General features: G+C 58.3%; 17 protein-coding genes. 7 read left to right on the plus strand and 10 right to left on the minus strand.

Going from position 1 to position 18,870, the window contains the following annotated elements; all coding sequences use genetic code 11:
* Positions 1–114: 114 nt before the first annotated feature.
* From hflD to BMS17_RS23260, 5 genes are all read right to left on the minus strand, one after another.
* Entirely contained in the window at positions 115–738 is a 624-nt protein-coding gene (hflD, locus tag BMS17_RS23240) for a high frequency lysogenization protein HflD (RefSeq protein ID WP_046032484.1), read from the minus strand.
* Positions 735–1,868, minus strand: a complete 1,134-nt coding sequence (mnmA, locus tag BMS17_RS23245) for a tRNA 2-thiouridine(34) synthase MnmA (RefSeq protein ID WP_046032483.1) — start codon at positions 1,866–1,868, stop codon at positions 735–737. Before mnmA ends, hflD begins: the two co-directional genes overlap by 4 nt.
* A gap of 59 nt (positions 1,869–1,927) precedes the next feature.
* On the minus strand, positions 1,928–2,374 hold the full coding sequence (locus BMS17_RS23250) for an NUDIX hydrolase (protein ID WP_046032482.1): 447 nt from the start codon (positions 2,372–2,374) through the stop codon (positions 1,928–1,930).
* Positions 2,375–2,579: 205 nt separating this feature from the next.
* Entirely contained in the window at positions 2,580–4,805 is a 2,226-nt protein-coding gene (locus tag BMS17_RS23255; protein WP_046032481.1) for an NADP-dependent isocitrate dehydrogenase, read from the minus strand.
* A 267-nt stretch (positions 4,806–5,072) separates the two neighbouring features.
* Positions 5,073–5,300 (minus strand): hypothetical protein, encoded by a 228-nt coding sequence (locus BMS17_RS23260; RefSeq protein ID WP_077431873.1) that lies wholly within the window; start codon positions 5,298–5,300, stop codon positions 5,073–5,075.
* On the opposite strand from BMS17_RS23260, the gene icd reads away from it, so the two are divergent.
* A complete protein-coding gene (gene icd / locus BMS17_RS23265) occupies positions 5,299–6,555 on the plus strand; it encodes an NADP-dependent isocitrate dehydrogenase (RefSeq protein WP_017339594.1) in 1,257 nt (418 codons plus the stop codon). The genes BMS17_RS23260 and icd overlap by 2 nt on opposite strands.
* 80 nt (positions 6,556–6,635) lie before the next feature.
* Here icd and cspD read toward each other — a convergent pair whose 3' ends face one another.
* Positions 6,636–6,926, minus strand: coding sequence for a cold shock domain-containing protein CspD (gene cspD / locus BMS17_RS23270; RefSeq protein WP_046032618.1), 291 nt, complete (start codon positions 6,924–6,926; stop codon positions 6,636–6,638).
* A gap of 267 nt (positions 6,927–7,193) precedes the next feature.
* On the opposite strand from cspD, the gene clpS reads away from it, so the two are divergent.
* Positions 7,194–7,556: an ATP-dependent Clp protease adapter ClpS gene (clpS, locus tag BMS17_RS23275; protein WP_046032480.1), complete on the plus strand. Its 363-nt coding sequence runs from the start codon at positions 7,194–7,196 to the stop codon at positions 7,554–7,556.
* A 30-nt stretch (positions 7,557–7,586) separates the two neighbouring features.
* Positions 7,587–9,857 (plus strand): ATP-dependent Clp protease ATP-binding subunit ClpA, encoded by a 2,271-nt coding sequence (gene clpA / locus BMS17_RS23280; protein WP_046032479.1) that lies wholly within the window; start codon positions 7,587–7,589, stop codon positions 9,855–9,857.
* Between the two features lie 977 nt (positions 9,858–10,834).
* Here the strand turns inward: clpA and infA are convergent.
* The 4 genes from infA to trxB form a co-directional block, all read right to left on the minus strand.
* Positions 10,835–11,053 carry a translation initiation factor IF-1 gene (infA, locus tag BMS17_RS23290; protein ID WP_002553999.1) on the minus strand — a complete coding sequence of 73 codons (219 nt, stop codon included), beginning with the start codon at positions 11,051–11,053 and terminating at the stop codon, positions 10,835–10,837.
* Positions 11,054–11,153: 100 nt separating this feature from the next.
* Positions 11,154–11,861: an arginyltransferase gene (locus BMS17_RS23295; protein WP_046032478.1), complete on the minus strand. Its 708-nt coding sequence runs from the start codon at positions 11,859–11,861 to the stop codon at positions 11,154–11,156.
* 57 nt (positions 11,862–11,918) lie between these two features.
* A complete protein-coding gene (gene aat, locus BMS17_RS23300; RefSeq protein WP_046032477.1) occupies positions 11,919–12,599 on the minus strand; it encodes a leucyl/phenylalanyl-tRNA--protein transferase in 681 nt (226 codons plus the stop codon).
* Positions 12,600–12,663: 64 nt separating this feature from the next.
* Positions 12,664–13,623, minus strand: coding sequence for a thioredoxin-disulfide reductase (gene trxB, locus BMS17_RS23305; protein WP_077431876.1), 960 nt, complete (start codon positions 13,621–13,623; stop codon positions 12,664–12,666).
* Positions 13,624–13,930: 307 nt separating this feature from the next.
* Between trxB and BMS17_RS23310 the strand changes: the two genes are divergently transcribed.
* The 4 genes from BMS17_RS23310 (at position 13,931) to crcB (ending at position 18,870) form a co-directional block, all read left to right on the plus strand.
* The gene (locus tag BMS17_RS23310; RefSeq protein WP_077431877.1) at positions 13,931–16,339 is read left to right on the plus strand and encodes a DNA translocase FtsK; all 2,409 of its coding nucleotides are present in this window, start codon (positions 13,931–13,933) and stop codon (positions 16,337–16,339) included.
* Positions 16,340–16,407: 68 nt separating this feature from the next.
* Positions 16,408–17,031: an outer membrane lipoprotein chaperone LolA gene (gene lolA, locus BMS17_RS23315; RefSeq protein ID WP_027925132.1), complete on the plus strand. Its 624-nt coding sequence runs from the start codon at positions 16,408–16,410 to the stop codon at positions 17,029–17,031.
* 142 nt (positions 17,032–17,173) lie between these two features.
* Positions 17,174–18,496, plus strand: coding sequence for a replication-associated recombination protein A (locus BMS17_RS23320; RefSeq protein WP_046032474.1), 1,323 nt, complete (start codon positions 17,174–17,176; stop codon positions 18,494–18,496).
* A complete protein-coding gene (gene crcB / locus BMS17_RS23325; protein ID WP_046032473.1) occupies positions 18,496–18,870 on the plus strand; it encodes a fluoride efflux transporter CrcB in 375 nt (124 codons plus the stop codon). Before BMS17_RS23320 ends, crcB begins: the two co-directional genes overlap by 1 nt.

Raw genomic sequence — 18,870 nt, forward strand, 5'->3', positions numbered from 1 at the left:
CGGACAGTCGGGCAACGAAATGGGGCGCGTATCATACATGAAAAAATCCGCCGGTCCGTCGCCAACTGACCGGCGTATTACGCGTAACTCGGTGTAAAGGTCTGCCGATGCGAGTTATTCGTTACGCATCAACGGGTAAAGCTCTTTGAGCAATTTGCGGCGGCTGATCACCAGCTGCCAGCGGTGACCGCCCAACTGTCGCCACAAGCGCGCCGAACGAATACCGGCCAGCAACAGGGCGCGGATCTTCGAGGCGTTGCTCGGTTGCTGCAGGTTGCGCATGTCGCCATGGACCTGGATGCGTTGGCGCAGTGTGCTCAACGTGTCCTGATACAACGCGCCGCACGCGGCGATCACGTTTTCATGAGCGGGGCCGAAGTGTTCGACCTGGGATTGAATCTGCGGCAAGCGCTTGCCGATCGCGTCCAGCATGTCGCCACGTTTGGCCAGCTGGCGCTCCAGCCCCAGCATCGCCAGCGCGTAACGCAACGGTTCGCGTTGCAGGGCGCTCGGGTCGCGCTCCAGGGCGCCGATCAGTGCGCGATAACCTTCGCGCAGATTGAGGTCGTCGCCGCCGTAGACTTCCAGCGTGTCCTTGGGGTCGCGAATCAGCAGGCTGCCGAGCATGCAGGTCAGGCCGGCTTCAGAGGTCTGGCCGCTCTTGGCAATCTTGTCGACGAGGACGGCGGCGAGAAACACGCCGCCCAGTGCCGTCAGTTGCTCCTGGGTCGGGCTCATTGAGGCTGGCCTTTGCTGGTCCACGGCTCTGCAATTTCGATCACGCCACCGCCGAGGCAGATTTCACCGTCATAGAACACCACGGACTGGCCTGGAGTGACCGCACGCTGCGGGTCATCGAAGGTCGCGCGGTAGCCGGTGGCGGTTTTCTCCAGCGTGCAAGGCTGATCGCTTTGGCGGTAGCGGACCTTGGCGGTCAACTTGCGCGGTTCGGTCAAATCAATCGGGTTGACCCAATAGATGTCCGAAGCGAGCAGGGCGCGGGAAAACAGGTAAGGGTGGTCATTGCCCTGGCCAACAATAAGCTCGTTGTGTTCCAGGTCTTTGATCAGCACGTACCATGGCTCGTCACTGGCGTCTTTCAAGCCGCCGATGCCCAGGCCCTGGCGCTGACCGATGGTGTGGTACATCAAGCCGTGGTGGCGGCCGATGACTTCGCCTTCGGTGGTCTTGATCTCGCCAGGCTGCGCGGGCAGGTACTGCTTGAGGAAGTCGCTGAAGCGGCGTTCGCCGATAAAGCAGATGCCGGTGGAGTCCTTTTTCTTCGCGGTCGCCAGCTCGTATTTCTCGGCAATTGCGCGTACTTCGGGTTTTTCCAGTTCGCCGACCGGGAACAGGGTCTTGGCAATCTGTTCACCGCCCACGGCGTGCAGGAAGTAGCTCTGGTCCTTGTTCGCGTCCAGGCCCTTGAGCAGTTCGGTGCGGCCGTCGATATCGCGGCGGCGCACGTAGTGGCCGGTAGCAATCAGGTCGGCACCGAGCATCATGGCGTAGTCGAGGAACGCCTTGAACTTGATCTCACGGTTGCACAGGATGTCCGGGTTTGGCGTGCGGCCGGCCTTGTATTCGGCCAGAAAGTGCTCAAACACGTTGTCCCAGTACTCGGCGGCGAAGTTGGCGGTGTGCAGCTTGATACCAATTTTGTCGCACACGGCCTGGGCATCCGCCAGGTCGTCCATGGCGGTGCAGTATTCCGTTCCATCGTCTTCTTCCCAGTTCTTCATGAACAGGCCTTCCACCTCGTAGCCCTGCTCGATCAGCAGGAGGGCGGAAACGGAAGAGTCCACGCCGCCGGACATACCGACAATGACGCGCTTCTTTTGTGTGTCAGAAGGGGCTGGATCACGCATAGGGATTCAATGAGTGTCTTGAAAAAGGACGCGATTCTAACAGGCCGGAGCCCGCAAGGCTAAAGAGAAGGGCGGATCAGTTCGAGACTGAAGTGATTGCCGTCCAGATAATCATCGATACAGCGGATGATCAGCTCACTGCGCCAGTTTGCGCGCTGTTCCAGCAATTCGTCACGCGTCAGCCACTTGGCGCCGACGATGCCGTCGTCCAATTGATAGTCCGGGTGGTGCTTGAGCGGTTTTGCAATGAAGCAGACTCGCTGGTAAGTCACGCCATTGCTGGGGGCGGTATAGAGATAAATGCCGACGACGCCGGTCGGCTCGACGTCCCAGCCGGTTTCTTCGAGGGTTTCGCGGATGGCGGCTTCTGTCAGGGTTTCGTCCGGGTCGAGGTGGCCAGCGGGCTGGTTCAGTACCGCTCGTCCGTGTTTGAGTTCTTCGACCATCAGAAAGCGGCCGTTGTCTTCGACGATGGTGGCGACGGTGATGTGGGGTAGCCAATCCATGAGATGCCCTCAATTTGAATGTTGAAATACGGTCCTTGTGGGAGCTGGCTTGCCTGCGATGGCATCACCGCGGTGTGTCAGGCATACCGCAGTGATGCCATCGCAGGCAAGCCAGCTCCCACAGTTGATCTGTGTTTGTGCTGGAATTGAGGCCAGAAACAGAAACCCCGGCACTGGGCCGGGGCTTCTTTGCTTCCTTACAACCTTAAACCAGCGCAGCAACCGCCGCGTTGAAGGTTGCGCTCGGGCGCATGGCCTTGCTGATCAGCTCGGCGTCGGCGTGGTAGTAACCGCCGATGTCCACAGGCTTGCCCTGAACGGCGTTGAGTTCGGCAACGATGGTTGCTTCGTTCTCGGTCAGGGTTTTGGCCAGGGTCGCGAACTGCGATTGCAGTGCAGCGTCTTCAGTCTGGGCGGTCAGGGCTTGAGCCCAGTACAGCGCCAGGTAGAAGTGGCTGCCGCGGTTGTCGATGTTGCCGACTTTGCGCGATGGCGACTTGTTGTTGTCCAGGAACTGGCCGGTGGCCTGGTCCAGGGTCTTGGCCAGAACCAGCGCCTTAGGGTTGTTGTAGGTCACACCCAGGTGCTCAAGGGATGCGGCCAGGGCCAAGAACTCGCCCAAGGAATCCCAGCGCAGGAAGTTTTCTTCCAGCAACTGCTGAACGTGCTTCGGAGCCGAACCACCGGCGCCGGTTTCGAACAGACCGCCACCGTTCATCAGTGGAACGATCGACAGCATCTTGGCGCTGGTGCCCAGTTCCATGATCGGGAACAGGTCAGTCAGGTAGTCGCGCAATACGTTGCCGGTCACCGAGATGGTGTCCTTGCCTTCGCGGGTGCGCTGCAGGGTGAACTTCATTGCGTCGACCGGCGACATGATCTGGATGTCCAGACCGGCAGTGTCGTGATCCTTCAGGTAGGCCTGAACTTTCTCGATCATCACGCCGTCGTGGGCGCGCATTGGGTCCAGCCAGAAGATCGCTGGCGTGCTGCTTGCGCGAGCGCGGTTGACGGCCAGTTTGACCCAGTCCTGGATCGGCGCGTCTTTGGTCTGGCACATGCGGAAGATGTCGCCGGCTTCAACCGATTGCTCCAGCAGCAGGGCGCCTTTGCCGTCGGTGACGCGGACAACGCCGTTGGCCTTGATCTGGAAGGTCTTGTCGTGCGAGCCGTACTCTTCGGCTTTCTTCGCCATCAGGCCAACGTTTGGCACGCTGCCCATGGTGGTTGGGTCGAAAGCGCCGTTTACCTTGCAGTCTTCGATGACGGCCTGGTAGATGGTCGCGTAGCAGCGATCCGGGATCACAGCCTTGGTGTCGTGCAGCTGGCCGTCAGTGCCCCACATTTTGCCGGAGTCACGGATCATCGCCGGCATCGAGGCGTCGACGATCACGTCGCTCGGCACGTGCAGGTTGGTGATGCCTTTGTCGGAGTTGACCATGGCCAACGATGGGCGAACGGCATAGACCGCTTGAATGTCAGCTTCGATCTGAGCTTGCTGCTCGGCCGGCAGGGCCTTGATGCGAGCGTACAGGTCGCCAATGCCGTTGTTCAGGTTGAAGCCGATCTGTGCCAGCACGTCAGCGTGCTTGGCCAGTGCGTCTTTATAGAACTCGGCAACGATCTGGCCGAACATGATCGGGTCGGAGACCTTCATCATGGTGGCTTTGAGGTGAACCGACAGCAGCACGCCTTGTTGCTTGGCGCTTTCGATCTCGGCGGCAATGAAGCTGCGCAGAGCGTTTTTGCTCATGACTGCGCAATCGAGGATCTCACCGGCTTGTACGGTGGTTTTTTCTTTCAGGACGGTGGTGGTGCCGTCTTGAGCGATCAGCTCGATTTTTACAGTGTCAGCGGCATCGATCAGGGCGGCTTTTTCGCTGCCGTAGAAATCGCCGGTGCTCATGTGCGCGACGTGAGACTTGGAGTCTTTAGCCCAGGCACCCATTTTGTGCGGGTGCTTGCGAGCGTAGTTCTTGACCGACAGTGGTGCGCGGCGATCCGAGTTGCCTTCGCGCAGAACCGGGTTCACGGCGCTGCCCTTGATCTTGTCGTAGCGCGACTTGGCGAGCTTGTCGGCGTCGCTGGTCACGGTTTCCGGGTAGTCAGGAAGCGCGAAGCCCTGGGCTTGCAGTTCCTTGATCGCTGCTTGCAGCTGAGGAACGGAAGCACTGATGTTCGGCAGCTTGATGATGTTGGCTTCAGGCGTAACGGCCAGGTCGCCCAGTTCGGCGAGGTGGTCGGCTACGGCTTTGTCACCCAGTTGCTCGGGGAAGCTGGCCAGAATGCGTCCTGCAAGAGAGATATCGCGGGTTTCAACGGCGATATCAGCCGAGGCGGTGAAGGCCTCTACGATAGGCAACAGTGAATAGGTGGCGAGGGCTGGGGCTTCGTCGGTGAAGGTATAGATGATCTTCGAGCGGGTGGGCATATTCGGATTAACTCTCTCTTCTTTGCTAAAGCGTGCGCAGAAACTCGAGGTGCGCCGGGTAAGCGCGTTCGTTCAAAGTCATCCATGAGCCGAATATCGAGGTTTCGTTGCTGTGATGTTGGGTGCATCAGTAGGGCGTCAAGCGTTCGGGCTGCGGTAACAGACCGGCTTATCGGGCTGAAAGTCTCGTCATAGAGCCCCTCAGTCGTCGTGACCCTTTGGTCAGCGGCGGCATTATACATAGGTAGCTGGCAATCTGCCGATGGTTCATGAGTAACGATTCTCGTCCATTGGTCTAAAGGTCGCAGGGGCGAGTGCGGCGTAGAGTCGTTCGGCGTGCTTGAGTTTGGCGCTTTTCCCTTTGTTTTCAGGCTTGTAGCTCGCAAGTAATGCAGCTTTGCGGCAGATGGATGGAACATAGGGTTTGCGCGCCGATTTAACTGGGTTACGCTCGAACGAAGCCAGATGTTCAATCCAAACAATGGAGTTCAGCATGGGATACAAGAAGATTCAGGTTCCAGCAGTCGGCGACAAAATCACCGTCAACGCGGACCATTCTCTCAATGTTCCTAACAACCCGATCATCCCCTTCATCGAAGGCGATGGTATTGGCGTTGATATCAGCCCGGTCATGATCAAGGTTGTCGATGCTGCTGTTAAGAAGGCTTACGGCGGCGAGCGCAAAATTTCCTGGATGGAAGTCTACGCCGGGGAGAAAGCGACTCAGGTTTACGATCAGGACACCTGGCTGCCCCAGGAAACCCTGGACGCGGTCAAGGATTATGTAGTTTCCATCAAAGGTCCCCTGACCACTCCGGTCGGCGGCGGCATCCGCTCGCTGAACGTGGCGCTGCGCCAACAACTCGACCTGTATGTCTGCCTGCGCCCGGTGCGCTGGTTCGAAGGCGTGCCAAGCCCGGTCAAGAAGCCAGGCGACGTCGACATGACGATCTTCCGTGAGAACTCGGAAGACATCTACGCCGGTATCGAGTGGAAAGCCGGTTCGCCGGAAGCGACCAAAGTCATCAAGTTCCTTAAAGATGAAATGGGCGTCACCAAGATCCGCTTCGACGAAAACTGCGGTATCGGCATCAAGCCGGTTTCGCTGCAAGGCACCAAGCGTCTGGCACGCAAGGCTCTGCAGTATGTGGTCGACAACGACCGTGATTCGCTGACCATCGTGCACAAAGGCAACATCATGAAGTTCACCGAGGGTGCCTTCAAGGAATGGGCCTACGAAGTGGCGGCGGAAGAGTTCGGCGCGACCCTGCTCGATGGCGGTCCGTGGATGCAGTTCAAGAACCCGAAAACCGGCAAGAACGTCATCGTCAAGGACGCCATCGCTGACGCCATGCTGCAGCAGATCCTGCTGCGCCCTGCCGAATACGATGTGATCGCGACCCTGAACCTGAACGGCGACTACCTCTCCGACGCCCTGGCGGCGGAAGTGGGCGGCATCGGTATCGCACCGGGTGCCAACCTGTCCGACACCATTGCCATGTTCGAAGCGACCCACGGTACTGCGCCGAAGTACGCTGGCAAGGACCAGGTCAACCCGGGCTCGCTGATCCTGTCGGCTGAAATGATGCTGCGTCACATGGGCTGGACCGAAGCGGCTGATCTGATCATCAAGGGCACCAACGGCGCGATTTCCGCCAAGACCGTGACCTATGACTTCGAACGTCTGATGGAAGGCGCGAAGCTGGTTTCGTCTTCCGGGTTTGGCGATGCGCTGATCTCGCATATGTAAGAAAACGCAGGCACACAAAAACCGCCTGATTCAAGTGATTGAGTCGGGCGGTTTTTTTATGACTGGATGACGCTGCGGTCTTAGGCTGTCACGGTCTGTTGCACTGCAGGCGCGTCGGTATTCAAGACATCCACGGGGTTGCCGATGTTGATCGCGTGCAGGCCTTTGGGGCCCTGGATGATATCGAATACGACAGCTTGCCCGGCTTTCAGGGTTTTATATCCGTCCATCTTGATGGCTGAATAATGGGCGAAGAGGTCTTCGCTATCACCATCCTTATTGATGAAGCCATAACCCTTGGCATTGTTGAACCATTTGACCTTGCCTTTTACAGTGCCTTTGGCTGCTGGCTTGTCACCCTTGTTTTCTATAGTGCCTTTAGCAACCGGCTCATGACCCTTGACACCTGACATACCCAACTCCCTCTGCAACAGACTCCATCACTGGAGTATCATCCAGTACATCCGCAGTCTAATCTTGGAATTAAGATTGACTCCGCGGACCTTTTTTACCCACTGTGGGCTCTATTGGTTGTAACACCGTTTTCCCGATAGTCAAGGTGACCGGGCGGTCGGTGTTGAAATCGTCCATAGCCGCCCCCACCACTGTATTCGCACAACTGACGAACCTTTCTTTCCATGCATGCAATCAGCCAGATTCGACTAACATTCAATCAGGATCGCCCTGATTCACACGACGACGATTCAGCGGGTATTGCTGTTCAGGAGGCAAAGCCTGCGTTACAGGCGCCGCCGATGTACAAGGTGGTTTTGTTCAACGATGACTACACGCCGATGGATTTCGTCGTCGAAGTGCTCGAGGTGTTTTTTAACCTGAATCGCGAGCTGGCGACCAAGGTCATGCTGGCCGTCCATACAGAAGGACGGGCAGTATGTGGAGTGTTTACCCGCGACATCGCCGAGACAAAGGCCATGCAGGTCAACCAGTACGCCAGGGAAAGCCAGCATCCGCTACTCTGTGAAATCGAGAAGGACGGTTAATCGCCGACCACTTGGGTATGAGGTGAAGCTATGTTAAACCGCGAGCTCGAAGTCACCCTCAATCTTGCCTTCAAGGAGGCTCGTTCGAAGCGTCATGAGTTCATGACCGTCGAACATCTCCTGCTGGCCCTATTGGACAATGAGGCTGCCGCCACCGTTTTGCGTGCCTGCGGCGCAAACCTCGACAAACTCAAGCATGACCTGCAGGAGTTCATTGACTCCACCACGCCTTTGATCCCCGTGCATGACGAGGATCGTGAAACCCAGCCAACCCTGGGCTTCCAGCGTGTACTGCAGCGTGCTGTGTTCCACGTACAGAGCTCGGGCAAGCGTGAAGTGACTGGCGCCAACGTGCTGGTCGCGATCTTCAGTGAGCAAGAGAGTCAGGCGGTGTTTCTGCTGAAACAGCAGAGCGTAGCGCGCATTGATGTCGTCAACTACATCGCTCATGGCATTTCCAAAGTGCCGGGGCATGGCGATCACTCTGAAGGTGAGCAAGATATGCAGGACGACGAGGGCGGTGAGTCTTCTTCTTCAGGCAATCCGCTGGATGCTTATGCCAGCAATCTCAATGAACTTGCGCGCCAGGGTCGAATTGATCCATTGGTAGGTCGTGAGCTGGAAGTCGAGCGCGTTGCTCAGATTCTGGCGCGTCGTCGCAAAAACAATCCGCTGTTGGTGGGCGAGGCGGGCGTGGGTAAAACCGCGATTGCCGAAGGCCTGGCCAAGCGCATTGTCGACAACCAGGTGCCGGACCTTCTGGCCAACAGCGTGGTGTATTCCCTCGACTTGGGCGCCTTGCTGGCCGGGACTAAATACCGTGGCGATTTCGAGAAGCGCTTCAAGGCGCTGCTCAATGAACTGAAAAAACGTCCGCAGGCGATCCTGTTCATCGACGAAATCCACACCATCATCGGTGCAGGTGCCGCGTCCGGTGGCGTCATGGATGCCTCGAACCTGCTCAAGCCGCTGCTGTCCTCGGGTGATATCCGTTGCATCGGTTCGACTACGTTCCAGGAATTTCGCGGGATTTTCGAGAAGGACCGTGCCTTGGCCCGGCGCTTCCAGAAAGTCGATGTGTCGGAGCCTTCGGTGGAAGACACCATTGGCATCCTGCGCGGCCTGAAAGGCCGTTTCGAGGCGCACCACAACATCGAATACAGTGATGAAGCGCTGCGTGCGGCGGCTGAACTGGCTTCGCGCTATATCAATGACCGTCACATGCCGGACAAGGCCATTGACGTGATCGACGAGGCGGGCGCCTATCAGCGTCTGCAACCGATCGAGAAACGTGTGAAGCGCATTGAGGTGCCTCAGGTCGAGGACATCGTTGCGAAAATCGCGCGGATTCCGCCTAAGCACGTCACCAGCTCCGACAAAGAGCTGCTGCGTAACCTTGAGCGTGACCTGAAGCTGACCGTATTTGGCCAGGATGCCGCCATCGATTCGTTGTCGACGGCGATCAAACTGTCCCGTGCCGGCCTCAAGTCGCCTGACAAGCCTGTCGGTTCGTTCCTGTTCGCAGGGCCGACCGGTGTCGGTAAAACCGAAGCGGCGCGTCAGTTGGCCAAGGCGTTGGGCATCGAGCTGGTTCGTTTCGACATGTCCGAGTACATGGAGCGCCACACCGTATCGCGTCTGATCGGTGCACCTCCGGGTTATGTCGGGTTCGATCAGGGCGGCCTGCTGACCGAAGCCATCACCAAGCAGCCTCACTGCGTGCTGTTGCTCGATGAAATCGAGAAGGCGCACCCGGAAGTCTTCAACCTGCTGCTGCAGGTCATGGACCACGGTACGCTGACCGATAACAACGGGCGCAAGGCGGATTTCCGTAACGTGATCGTCATCATGACGACCAACGCCGGTGCCGAAACAGCTGCGCGTGCTTCGATCGGTTTCACGCACCAGGACCACTCGTCCGACGCGATGGAAGTGATCAAGAAAAGCTTCACGCCGGAGTTCCGCAACCGTCTGGACACCATTATCCAGTTTGGTCGCCTCAGTCACGAGGTCATCAAGAGCGTGGTGGACAAGTTCCTTACCGAGCTTCAGGCGCAGCTGGAAGACAAGCGCGTGCAGCTGGAAGTAACGGACGCCGCGCGCAGCTGGCTGGCAGCAGGTGGTTACGACACGGCAATGGGCGCTCGACCAATGGCGCGTTTGATCCAGGACAAGATCAAGCGTCCGCTGGCCGAAGAGATCCTCTTTGGCGAACTGGCCGACCATGGTGGCGTGGTGCACATCGATCTGAAGGACGGCGAGCTGACCTTCGAGTTCGAGACCACGGCTGAAATGGCCTGACGGCTGTAAAGCGAAAAGGCGCCTTCGGGCGCCTTTTTGTTGTCTATTAGATTTGGTGTATATCCGTTGCTGCGGTAACGGCTGCTTAGGGTTTCGCCCTTACGGCGACTCACTTTTTTTACAAGCGCCTAAAAAAAGTAAGCAAAAAAACGCTCGCCCCGAGCGTCCGGCCCCTCGCTTGGGCTCGGCGTTCCTTCGCTCCGGTATCCATCTTGGGGCATTGCCCTCCGGTCTGCTTCGCTACGACCTACATGCAATGTGTTCGACTGCGTCGAACGGCGCTGCGCGCCAATCCCCAGATGAACACCTCCACTCAGCCTCCCGAAGGGGCGGGCAGATCAAAAGCTGCAGGCGAGCTAACGCTCGGCCTGTTGACTGGTGAGGAACCATGGGTGTACACAGATTCAATGTGGGAGCGGGCTTGCTCGCGAAGGCGGCCTGACAGCCAACCAATCCCCATCAGATGTATCCAATCCAATTGTAGGAGTGAGCCTGCTCGCGAAGCTTTTCGCTTTGGCTTTGGCTTTGGCTTTGGCTTTGGCTTTGGCTTTGGCTTTGGCTTTGGCTTTGGCTTTGGCTTTGGCTTTGGCTTTTGACGTTGATCTTGATTTTGATTTTGATCTTTTGCCCCTTCGGCAGGCCGAGCGTAGGTGTTCATCAGGGGATCAGGCGCGTAGCGCCGTTCGGCGAAGCCGAACACATCGAGAGGAGGTCGTAGCGAAGCAGACCGTAGGCGATGTCCCCTGATGGATACCGTAGCGAGGGAACACTGAGCCTTAGCGAAGTGCCGTACGCCGGGGCAAAGCCTTTTGGTTCCTTTTTGGCGTTTGAAAAAGGGACTCGCTGTAAGAGCGAAACCCTAAGCAGCCGTTACCGCAGCAACGGATATACACCCAAAACCCAAGAACCCAAAAACCCACCAAATCGCAGACAAACAAAAACGCCCGGCATAAACCGGGCGTTTTGTATTGACTTGATTAGCGAGCGCGGTAAGTGATGCGCCCTTTGCTCAAGTCATAGGGCGTCAGCTCGACGCGCACTTTGTCACCGGTAAGAATACGAATGTAGTTCTTGCGCATCTTGCCGGAAATATGCGCGGTTACGACGTGCCCATTTTCCAACTCCACACGAAACATGGTGTTGGGCAGGGTGTCGACGACAGTGCCTTCCATTTCGAAGCTGTCTTCTTTCGACATGCAGTAAAGCCCTCGGTGTCCAATGAATGGCCCGGTGCAACTGCGCCAGGCAAAAGCGGCGTGCATTGTGCCCGAAAAATGGGGTTTAAGCCAAGGGGTTCTAGTTCAGGATGACCCAGCGTTGATTAATCAGCAGCTCGATTGGGCGATATTGGGTCTTGTAGCTCATTTTTTTGCAGTTTTTGATCCAGTAGCCGAGGTAGACGGCTTCCAGTCCGAGGCGTCGGGTCTCGGCAATCTGCCAGAGGATCGCGTATCGCCCCAGGCTACGGCGTTCTGCATCGGGTTCGTAAAAGGTATAAACCGCCGACAGACCGTTGGGCAGTAAATCGGTGACGGCTACCGCGAGCAGTCGGCCTTCAAGGCGAAACTCATAGAAGCGCGAGAACGGCAGGTCGCGAACCAGGAAGGTCGAAAACTGATCGCGACTCGGCGGGTACATATCGCCGTCGGCGTGACGCTGTTCGATGTAGCGCTGATAGAGGTCGAAATACTCTTCGCTGAACTGTGCCCTGGCGGGGCGGACCTGCAGGTCGGCGTTGCGTTTGAAGATACGTTTCTGTTGGCGGTTGGGGGTGAATTGCGCCACGGGGATGCGCGCCGGCACGCACGCATTGCAGTTTTGGCAATGAGGCCGGTAGAGATGATCGCCGCTGCGCCGAAAACCCATTTCAGACAAATCTGCGTAGACATGCACGTCCATGGGCTGGCTAGGGTCGAGAAACAGGGTCGTGGCCTGTTCATCTGGCAGATAGCTGCAAGAGTGGGGCTGAGTGGCATAAAACTTCAAACGCGCCAACTCGGTCATGATCAACCCTCGGAATAAGCTTGTGAATTAAGTGTAAGCCACACGCGCAAAAGCCGCTCAGGAAACCCATGTGGCGCGGTTGGGTTGATCCAGGTGTTGCGCCAGATAGCCGGCAAATTCACGGCGAGGAATCGCCCGGGCGCCAAGGCTGTGCAGATGGTCGGTCGGCATCTGGCAGTCGATCAGCACAAACCCCGAGTCTTTCAGGTGCCGTACGAGCGTCGCAAAACCAAATTTCGAGGCGTTATCGGCTCGGCTGAACATGGACTCGCCGAAGAACAGCTGTCCCATCGCCAGGCCGTAGAGTCCGCCGACCAGCTCGTCCTGATCCCAGACTTCCACCGAATGGGCATGGCCACGCCTGTGCAGTTCAGTGTAAGCGTCCTGCATGGCTTGGGTGATCCAGGTGCCGTCGGCGTAATCACGCGGTGCGGCGCACGCGCGGATGACGGCGGTGAAATCCTGATCGAAGGTCACGGTATAGCGCTGTTGACGCAGCAATTTGGCCAGGCTTCGGGAAACATGCAGTTCGTCGGGAAACAGCACGGTGCGTGGATCTGGCGACCACCAGAGAATGGGCTGGCCCTCGGAAAACCACGGAAAACAACCGTGGCGATAGGCTTGAATCAGACGATCGGCAGACAGATCGCCACCCGCCGCCAGCAGCCCGTTGGGGTCGCGCATGGCTTTTTCCAGCGGGGGGAAGGTCAGGGTATTGCGTTGTAACCAAGTCAGCATGGCATCCGGGCTTGCAGAAGGGGAGGGCGGTAGCGGGCTGGTAGGCCCGCCTTAAAGTGTGCCGTTAAACGGCGGGAATGTCGTCGAGGTATTTCTCGGCATCCAGCGCGGCCATGCAGCCAGCCCCGGCCGACGTGACGGCTTGGCGGTAAACGTGATCGGCGACATCGCCGGCGGCAAACACGCCGGGGATTTCGGTGGCGGTGGCGTCGCCGTCGTTGCCGCTCCTGACCCGCAGATAACCGTCGCGCATGGGCAACTGATCGATAAACAGATCGGTATTGGGTTTGTGGCCGATGGCAATGAATACGCCGGCCAGCGCCAATTCACGGGTTTCGCCAGTGAGGCTGTCGCGCAGTCGGGCGCCAGTCACTCCGCTGGCGTCACCCAACACTTCATCCAGATGCTGGTTCCAATGCAGGCGAATGTTGCCGTTGGCGGCTTTTTCGAACAGTTTGTCCTGCAGGATCTTTTCCGAGCGCAACTTATCGCGACGGTGAATCAAATGGACTTCCTTGGCGATGTTCGACAGATACAAGGCTTCCTCGACAGCGGTATTGCCGCCGCCGACCACCGCGACCACCTGATTGCGATAGAAGAAACCGTCGCACGTGGCGCAGGCTGAAACCCCTTTGCCGGCAAATGTCTCTTCCGAGGGCAGTCCCAGGTATTGCGCCGAAGCGCCAGTGGCGATTATCAGTGCGTCGCAGGTGTAGGTGCCGCCGTCGCCGATCAGTTCGAAGGGGCGTTGTTGCAACTTGGCGGTATGGATGTGGTCGTAAACGATCTCTGTGTCAAAGCGTTCGGCGTGACGTTGCATGCGTTCCATCAATACCGGGCCGGTGAGTCCTTCGACATCGCCGGGCCAGTTGTCGACTTCGACAGTGGTGGTGAGCTGGCCACCGGCCTGTATGCCGGTAATGACAACGGGTTTGAGGTTGGCGCGGGCGGCATAAACGGCTGCGCTGTAACCGGCAGGGCCGGAACCCAGAATGATCAGGCGTGAATGCTTCGCTTCGCTCATAAAAACACCTCATAAGCCTTTGTCACAAAAGAGAATGCATGCTCAAATTGAACGCATGTCATGGTGCTTTTGACTATGCTACACCTAGCGCCACAAGCATGGCATCGGACGAACAAACCCGTACAATGCCTGCCTGTATAGAGGGTTGTAACAAAATAAGCAGTGCGCGCCGTGTTTATAAAAGACGGGGTGCAGTGTTAAAAGTAGTCCCAGTTGCGCCTGTTAACTTTTTTACCTGCCTGGATTGGGCAGTTTTTTATAGTCTTTCAACAGATGGACGCGCCCCAGGCGCAGGAAAAGTAGCGTTTTGAAGAAATCCACCGCAGCACCCAAAACAGTCGTTCCGCTCTGGCGCCAGCATTTGCACTACCGGCTCAAGGAAGGTGCATTGATCGCCATCGGTGCCTTGTGCCTGTTCCTGATGATGGCCTTGCTGACCTACGGCAAGGACGATCCGGGCTGGAGCCATAACAGCAAGATTGATGACGTGCAGAACTTCGGGGGGCCGGCCGGTTCCTACAGCGCCGACATCCTGTTCATGGTGCTGGGTTACTTCGCCTACATTTTCCCGTTGCTGCTGGCGATCAAGGTGTATCAGATCTTCCGTCAGCGTCACGAGCCGTGGCAATGGAGTGGCTGGCTGTTCTCCTGGCGCCTGATCGGCCTGGTGTTCCTGGTGCTGTCCGGCGCGGCGTTGGCGCACATCCATTTTCACGCTGCCACCGGTCTGCCGGCGGGTGCTGGCGGTGCTTTGGGCGAAAGCCTCGGCGATCTGGCCAGGAATGCGCTGAATATCCAGGGCAGCACACTGCTGTTCATCGCGCTGTTCCTGTTCGGCCTGACGGTGTTCACCGACCTGTCGTGGTTCAAGGTAATGGACGTCACCGGCAAGATTACCCTCGACCTGTTCGAGCTGTTCCAGGGTGCGGCCAATCGCTGGTGGGCGGCTCGTACCGAGCGCAAGCAACTGGTTGCGCAGCTGCGTGAAGTTGATGATCGCGTCCATGACGTGGTCGCGCCGACCGTCACCGACAAGCGCGAGCAGGCCAAGGTCAAGGAGCGCCTGATCGAACGTGAGCAGGCCCTGAGCAAGCACATGTCGGAACGCGAAAAGCAGGTACCACCCGTCATCGCGCCAGCCCCGCCGAAGCCGGTGGCACCGAGCAAGCGTGTGGAAAAAGAGAAACAGGCCCCATTGTTCGTCGACAGTGCGGTGGAAGGCACCTTGCCGCCGATCTCGATTCTCGACCCCGCAGAAAAAAAACAACTCAATTACTCGCCCGAATCCCTGGCCGCGGTTGGCCATTTGCTGGAAATCAAGCTCAAGGAGTTCGGCGTCGAAGTCACGGTGGATTCGATTCACCCGGGCCCGGTGATTACCCGTTACGAAATTCAACCGGCCGCCGGTGTGAAAGTCAGCCGCATTTCCAACCTGGCGAAAGACCTGGCGCGTTCCCTGGCCGTGACCAGCGTGCGTGTGGTTGAGGTGATTCCCGGCAAGACCACCGTCGGTATCGAGATTCCCAATGAAGACCGCCAGATCGTGCGCTTTTCCGAAGTACTGTCGACGCCCGAGTACGACAACTTCAAATCGCCGGTTACCCTGGCCCTGGGTCATGACATCGGTGGCAAGCCGGTCATCACTGACCTGGCAAAAATGCCTCACCTGCTGGTGGCGGGTACCACCGGTTCCGGTAAGTCGGTGGGTGTGAACGCCATGATCCTGTCGATCCTGTTCAAGTCTGGCCCGGAAGACGCCAAGCTGATCATGATTGACCCGAAAATGCTTGAACTGTCGATCTACGAAGGCATTCCGCATTTGCTGTGCCCGGTCGTGACCGACATGAAGGACGCGGCCAACGCCCTGCGCTGGAGCGTGGCGGAGATGGAGCGTCGCTACAAACTGATGGCGAAGATGGGCGTGCGTAACCTGTCCGGCTTCAACGCCAAGGTCAAGGAAGCCCAGGACGCCGGCACGCCGCTGACCGATCCGTTGTACAAGCGCGAAAGCATTCACGACGAAGCCCCGCTGCTGACCAAGCTGCCGACCATCGTCGTGGTCGTCGACGAATTTGCCGACATGATGATGATCGTCGGCAAGAAGGTGGAAGAGCTGATCGCCCGTATCGCCCAGAAGGCTCGTGCCGCCGGTATCCACTTGATCCTCGCGACCCAGCGTCCGTCGGTTGACGTGATCACCGGCCTGATCAAGGCCAACATCCCCACGCGCATGGCGTTCCAGGTGTCGAGCAAGATCGACTCCCGGACCATCATCGACCAGGGTGGCGCCGAGCAACTGCTGGGTCATGGTGACATGTTGTATATGCCGCCTGGCACCAGCCTGCCGATTCGTGTTCACGGCGCCTTCGTGTCCGATGATGAAGTTCACCGCGTCGTGGAAGCCTGGAAGCTGCGCGGTGCACCTGAATACAACGACGACATCCTCAACGGTGTCGAAGAGGCCGGCAGTGGCTTCGAAGGCAGCAGCGGTGGCGGCGACGGCGACGATCCGGAAGCCGACGCGTTGTACGACGAAGCAGTGCAGTTCGTCCTGGAAAGCCGTCGTGCGTCCATTTCTGCGGTTCAGCGCAAACTGAAAATTGGCTACAACCGCGCCGCACGCATGATCGAAGCCATGGAAATGGCCGGGGTCGTGACGTCCATGAACACCAACGGTTCGCGTGAAGTCCTGGCGCCTGGCCCGGTACGCGACTGATTTGATTTGAAGCAGAGTGGCGCAGTGACGCGCCACTCGCATCCCCCACGAATATCAAGAGGACTCCCATGCGTCTTATCCGCATGCTGTTGCTGCCGGTACTGGCTTTGACCACGCTCTCGGCCCACGCCGATGACAAAGACGTGGCGCGTTTGACTCAATTGCTGGAAAAATCCCAGACCCTGACCGCACGCTTCTCCCAGTTGACCCTCGATGGCAGTGGCACCCAACTGCAAGAAACCGCTGGTGATATGTCGTTGCAGCGCCCAGGCCTGTTCTACTGGCACACCAATGCGCCGGCCGAACAAACCATGGTGTCCGACGGCAAGAAGGTCACGCTGTGGGACCCGGATCTGGAGCAGGTCACTATCAAGACCCTCGACATGCGTCTGACCCAGACTCCGGCGCTGCTGCTGTCCGGTGACGTGTCCAAAATCAGCCAGAGCTTCGACATCAGCGCCAAGGAAGCCGGCGGCGTAATCGACTTCACCCTGAAGCCGAAAACCAAGGACACCCTGTTCGACAGCCTGCGTCTGTCGTTCCGTAATGGTCTGGTCAACGACATGCAACTGATCGACAGCGTCGGTCAGCGCACCAATATCCTGTTCACCGGTGTGAAGGCCAACGAGCCGATCCCGGCATCCAAGTTCAAGTTCGATATCCCCAAGGGTGCGGACGTAATTCAAGAGTAAAACGCAAAACCTGTGGGAGCGGGCTTGCTCGCGAAGGCGGTGTGTCAGTTAACATTGATGGCGACTGACACACCGCCTTCGCGAGCAAGCCCGCTCCCACATTGTCCTGCGGTGTTCAAGTAGTGAGGTTTCGCAAGTAGTGATGGACCTGTTTCGCAGTGCCCCGATCGCTCAACCCTTGGCCGCTCGCTTGCGAGCAGCCAATCTGGACGAGTACGTCGGTCAGGAACACCTGCTCGCTCGCGGCAAGCCATTGCGCGAAGCCCTGGAGCAGGGAGCCCTGCATTCGATGATTTTCTGGGGCCCGCCAGGTGTGGGCAAAACCACCCTGGCGCGGCTGTTGGCGGAAGTCTCGGATGCGCACTTCGAAACGGTCTCGGCCGTGCTGGCCGGCGTCAAGGAAATCCGTCAGGCGGTGGAAATCGCCAAGCAACAGGCCGGGCAGTATGGCCGGCGCACCATCCTGTTCGTTGATGAGGTGCACCGCTTCAACAAGTCCCAGCAGGATGCGTTCCTGCCGTACGTTGAAGACGGCACATTGATTTTCATCGGCGCGACCACCGAAAACCCCTCCTTCGAACTCAACAATGCATTGCTCTCCCGGGCTCGCGTCTATGTGCTCAAGAGCCTTGACGAAGCGGCCCTGCGCAAGTTGGTGCAGCGCGCACTGACCGAAGAACGTGGCCTGGGCAAGCGGCAACTGAGCCTCAGCGATGAAGGCTTTCAGATGCTGTTGTCTGCCGCCGATGGCGATGGCCGGCGCCTGCTGAATCTGTTGGAAAACGCCTCGGACCTGGCCGAAGACAACAGCGAGATCGGCGTCGACCTCCTGCAAAGTCTGCTCGGCGATACCCGTCGACGTTTCGACAAGGGCGGCGAAGCGTTCTACGACCAGATTTCGGCGCTGCATAAATCCGTACGGGGTTCCAACCCCGATGGCGCGCTGTATTGGTTTGCGCGGATGATCGACGGCGGGTGCGATCCGCTGTACCTGGCGCGGCGTGTGGTGCGCATGGCCAGCGAAGACATTGGCAACGCCGACCCGCGCGCCTTGAGCCTGTGCCTGGCGGCGTGGGAAGTGCAGGAGCGTCTGGGCAGCCCCGAAGGCGAGTTGGCGGTGGCCCAGGCCATCACCTATCTGGCTTGTGCGCCGAAAAGCAATGCGGTGTATATGGGCTTCAAGACCGCACTGCGCGCCGCCGCTGAACACGGCTCGCTGGAGGTGCCGCTGCATCTGCGCAATGCGCCGACCAAACTGATGAAGCAGTTGGGTTATGGCGATGAATACCGCTATGCCCACGATGAACCGGACGCCTATGCCGCCGGCGAAGATTATTTCCCGGAAGAGCTGGACCCGATTCCGTTCTATCAGCCGGTGCCGCGTGGCCTGGAATTGAAGATTGGTGAAAAGCTCAATCACCTGGCCAAACTCGATCGTTTAAGCCCCCGGCAGCGGAGAAAATAGTGCTTCCAGTGATCGTTGCGGTTTCCGTCGGCGGGATGGCCGGTACGTTGTTGCGCTTTGCCACGGGCAACTGGATCAACGCTAATTGGCCGCGGCACTTCTATACCGCGACGCTGGCCGTTAATATCGTGGGCTGTTTGCTGATCGGCGTTCTATACGGTCTGTTTTTGATACGCCCGGAGGTGCCGTTTGAGGTGCGTGCCGGGTTGATCGTCGGCTTCCTCGGAGGGCTGACGACTTTTTCATCCTTTTCACTGGATACGGTGCGCTTGCTGGAAAGCGGGCAAGTGCCGCTGGCCCTGGGCTATGCGACGCTCAGCGTATTCGGCGGGCTGCTCGCCACCTGGGCCGGCCTGTCCTTGACCAAACTTTGA

Source organism: Pseudomonas sp. C9, assembly GCF_002000165.1.
In the GTDB taxonomy this organism is placed as follows: domain Bacteria; phylum Pseudomonadota; class Gammaproteobacteria; order Pseudomonadales; family Pseudomonadaceae; genus Aquipseudomonas.

Excerpts from the sequence above, each read along its gene's own strand:
- icd (WP_017339594.1), top strand. The coding sequence starts at position 5,299 with ATGGGATACAAGAAGATTCAGGTTCCAGCAGTCGGCGACAAAATCACC.
- aat (WP_046032477.1), bottom strand. The coding sequence starts at position 12,599 with ATGCTGACTTGGTTACAACGCAATACCCTGACCTTCCCCCCGCTGGAA.
- lolA (WP_027925132.1), top strand. The coding sequence starts at position 16,408 with ATGCGTCTTATCCGCATGCTGTTGCTGCCGGTACTGGCTTTGACCACG.
- BMS17_RS23320 (WP_046032474.1), top strand. The coding sequence starts at position 17,174 with ATGGACCTGTTTCGCAGTGCCCCGATCGCTCAACCCTTGGCCGCTCGC.
- mnmA (WP_046032483.1), bottom strand. The coding sequence starts at position 1,868 with ATGCGTGATCCAGCCCCTTCTGACACACAAAAGAAGCGCGTCATTGTC.
- BMS17_RS23250 (WP_046032482.1), bottom strand. The coding sequence starts at position 2,374 with ATGGATTGGCTACCCCACATCACCGTCGCCACCATCGTCGAAGACAAC.
- BMS17_RS23255 (WP_046032481.1), bottom strand. The coding sequence starts at position 4,805 with ATGCCCACCCGCTCGAAGATCATCTATACCTTCACCGACGAAGCCCCA.
- BMS17_RS23260 (WP_077431873.1), bottom strand. The coding sequence starts at position 5,300 with ATGCTGAACTCCATTGTTTGGATTGAACATCTGGCTTCGTTCGAGCGT.
- trxB (WP_077431876.1), bottom strand. The coding sequence starts at position 13,623 with ATGAGCGAAGCGAAGCATTCACGCCTGATCATTCTGGGTTCCGGCCCT.
- infA (WP_002553999.1), bottom strand. The coding sequence starts at position 11,053 with ATGTCGAAAGAAGACAGCTTCGAAATGGAAGGCACTGTCGTCGACACC.
- BMS17_RS23295 (WP_046032478.1), bottom strand. The coding sequence starts at position 11,861 with ATGACCGAGTTGGCGCGTTTGAAGTTTTATGCCACTCAGCCCCACTCT.
- clpS (WP_046032480.1), top strand. The coding sequence starts at position 7,194 with ATGCATGCAATCAGCCAGATTCGACTAACATTCAATCAGGATCGCCCT.
- clpA (WP_046032479.1), top strand. The coding sequence starts at position 7,587 with ATGTTAAACCGCGAGCTCGAAGTCACCCTCAATCTTGCCTTCAAGGAG.
- hflD (WP_046032484.1), bottom strand. The coding sequence starts at position 738 with ATGAGCCCGACCCAGGAGCAACTGACGGCACTGGGCGGCGTGTTTCTC.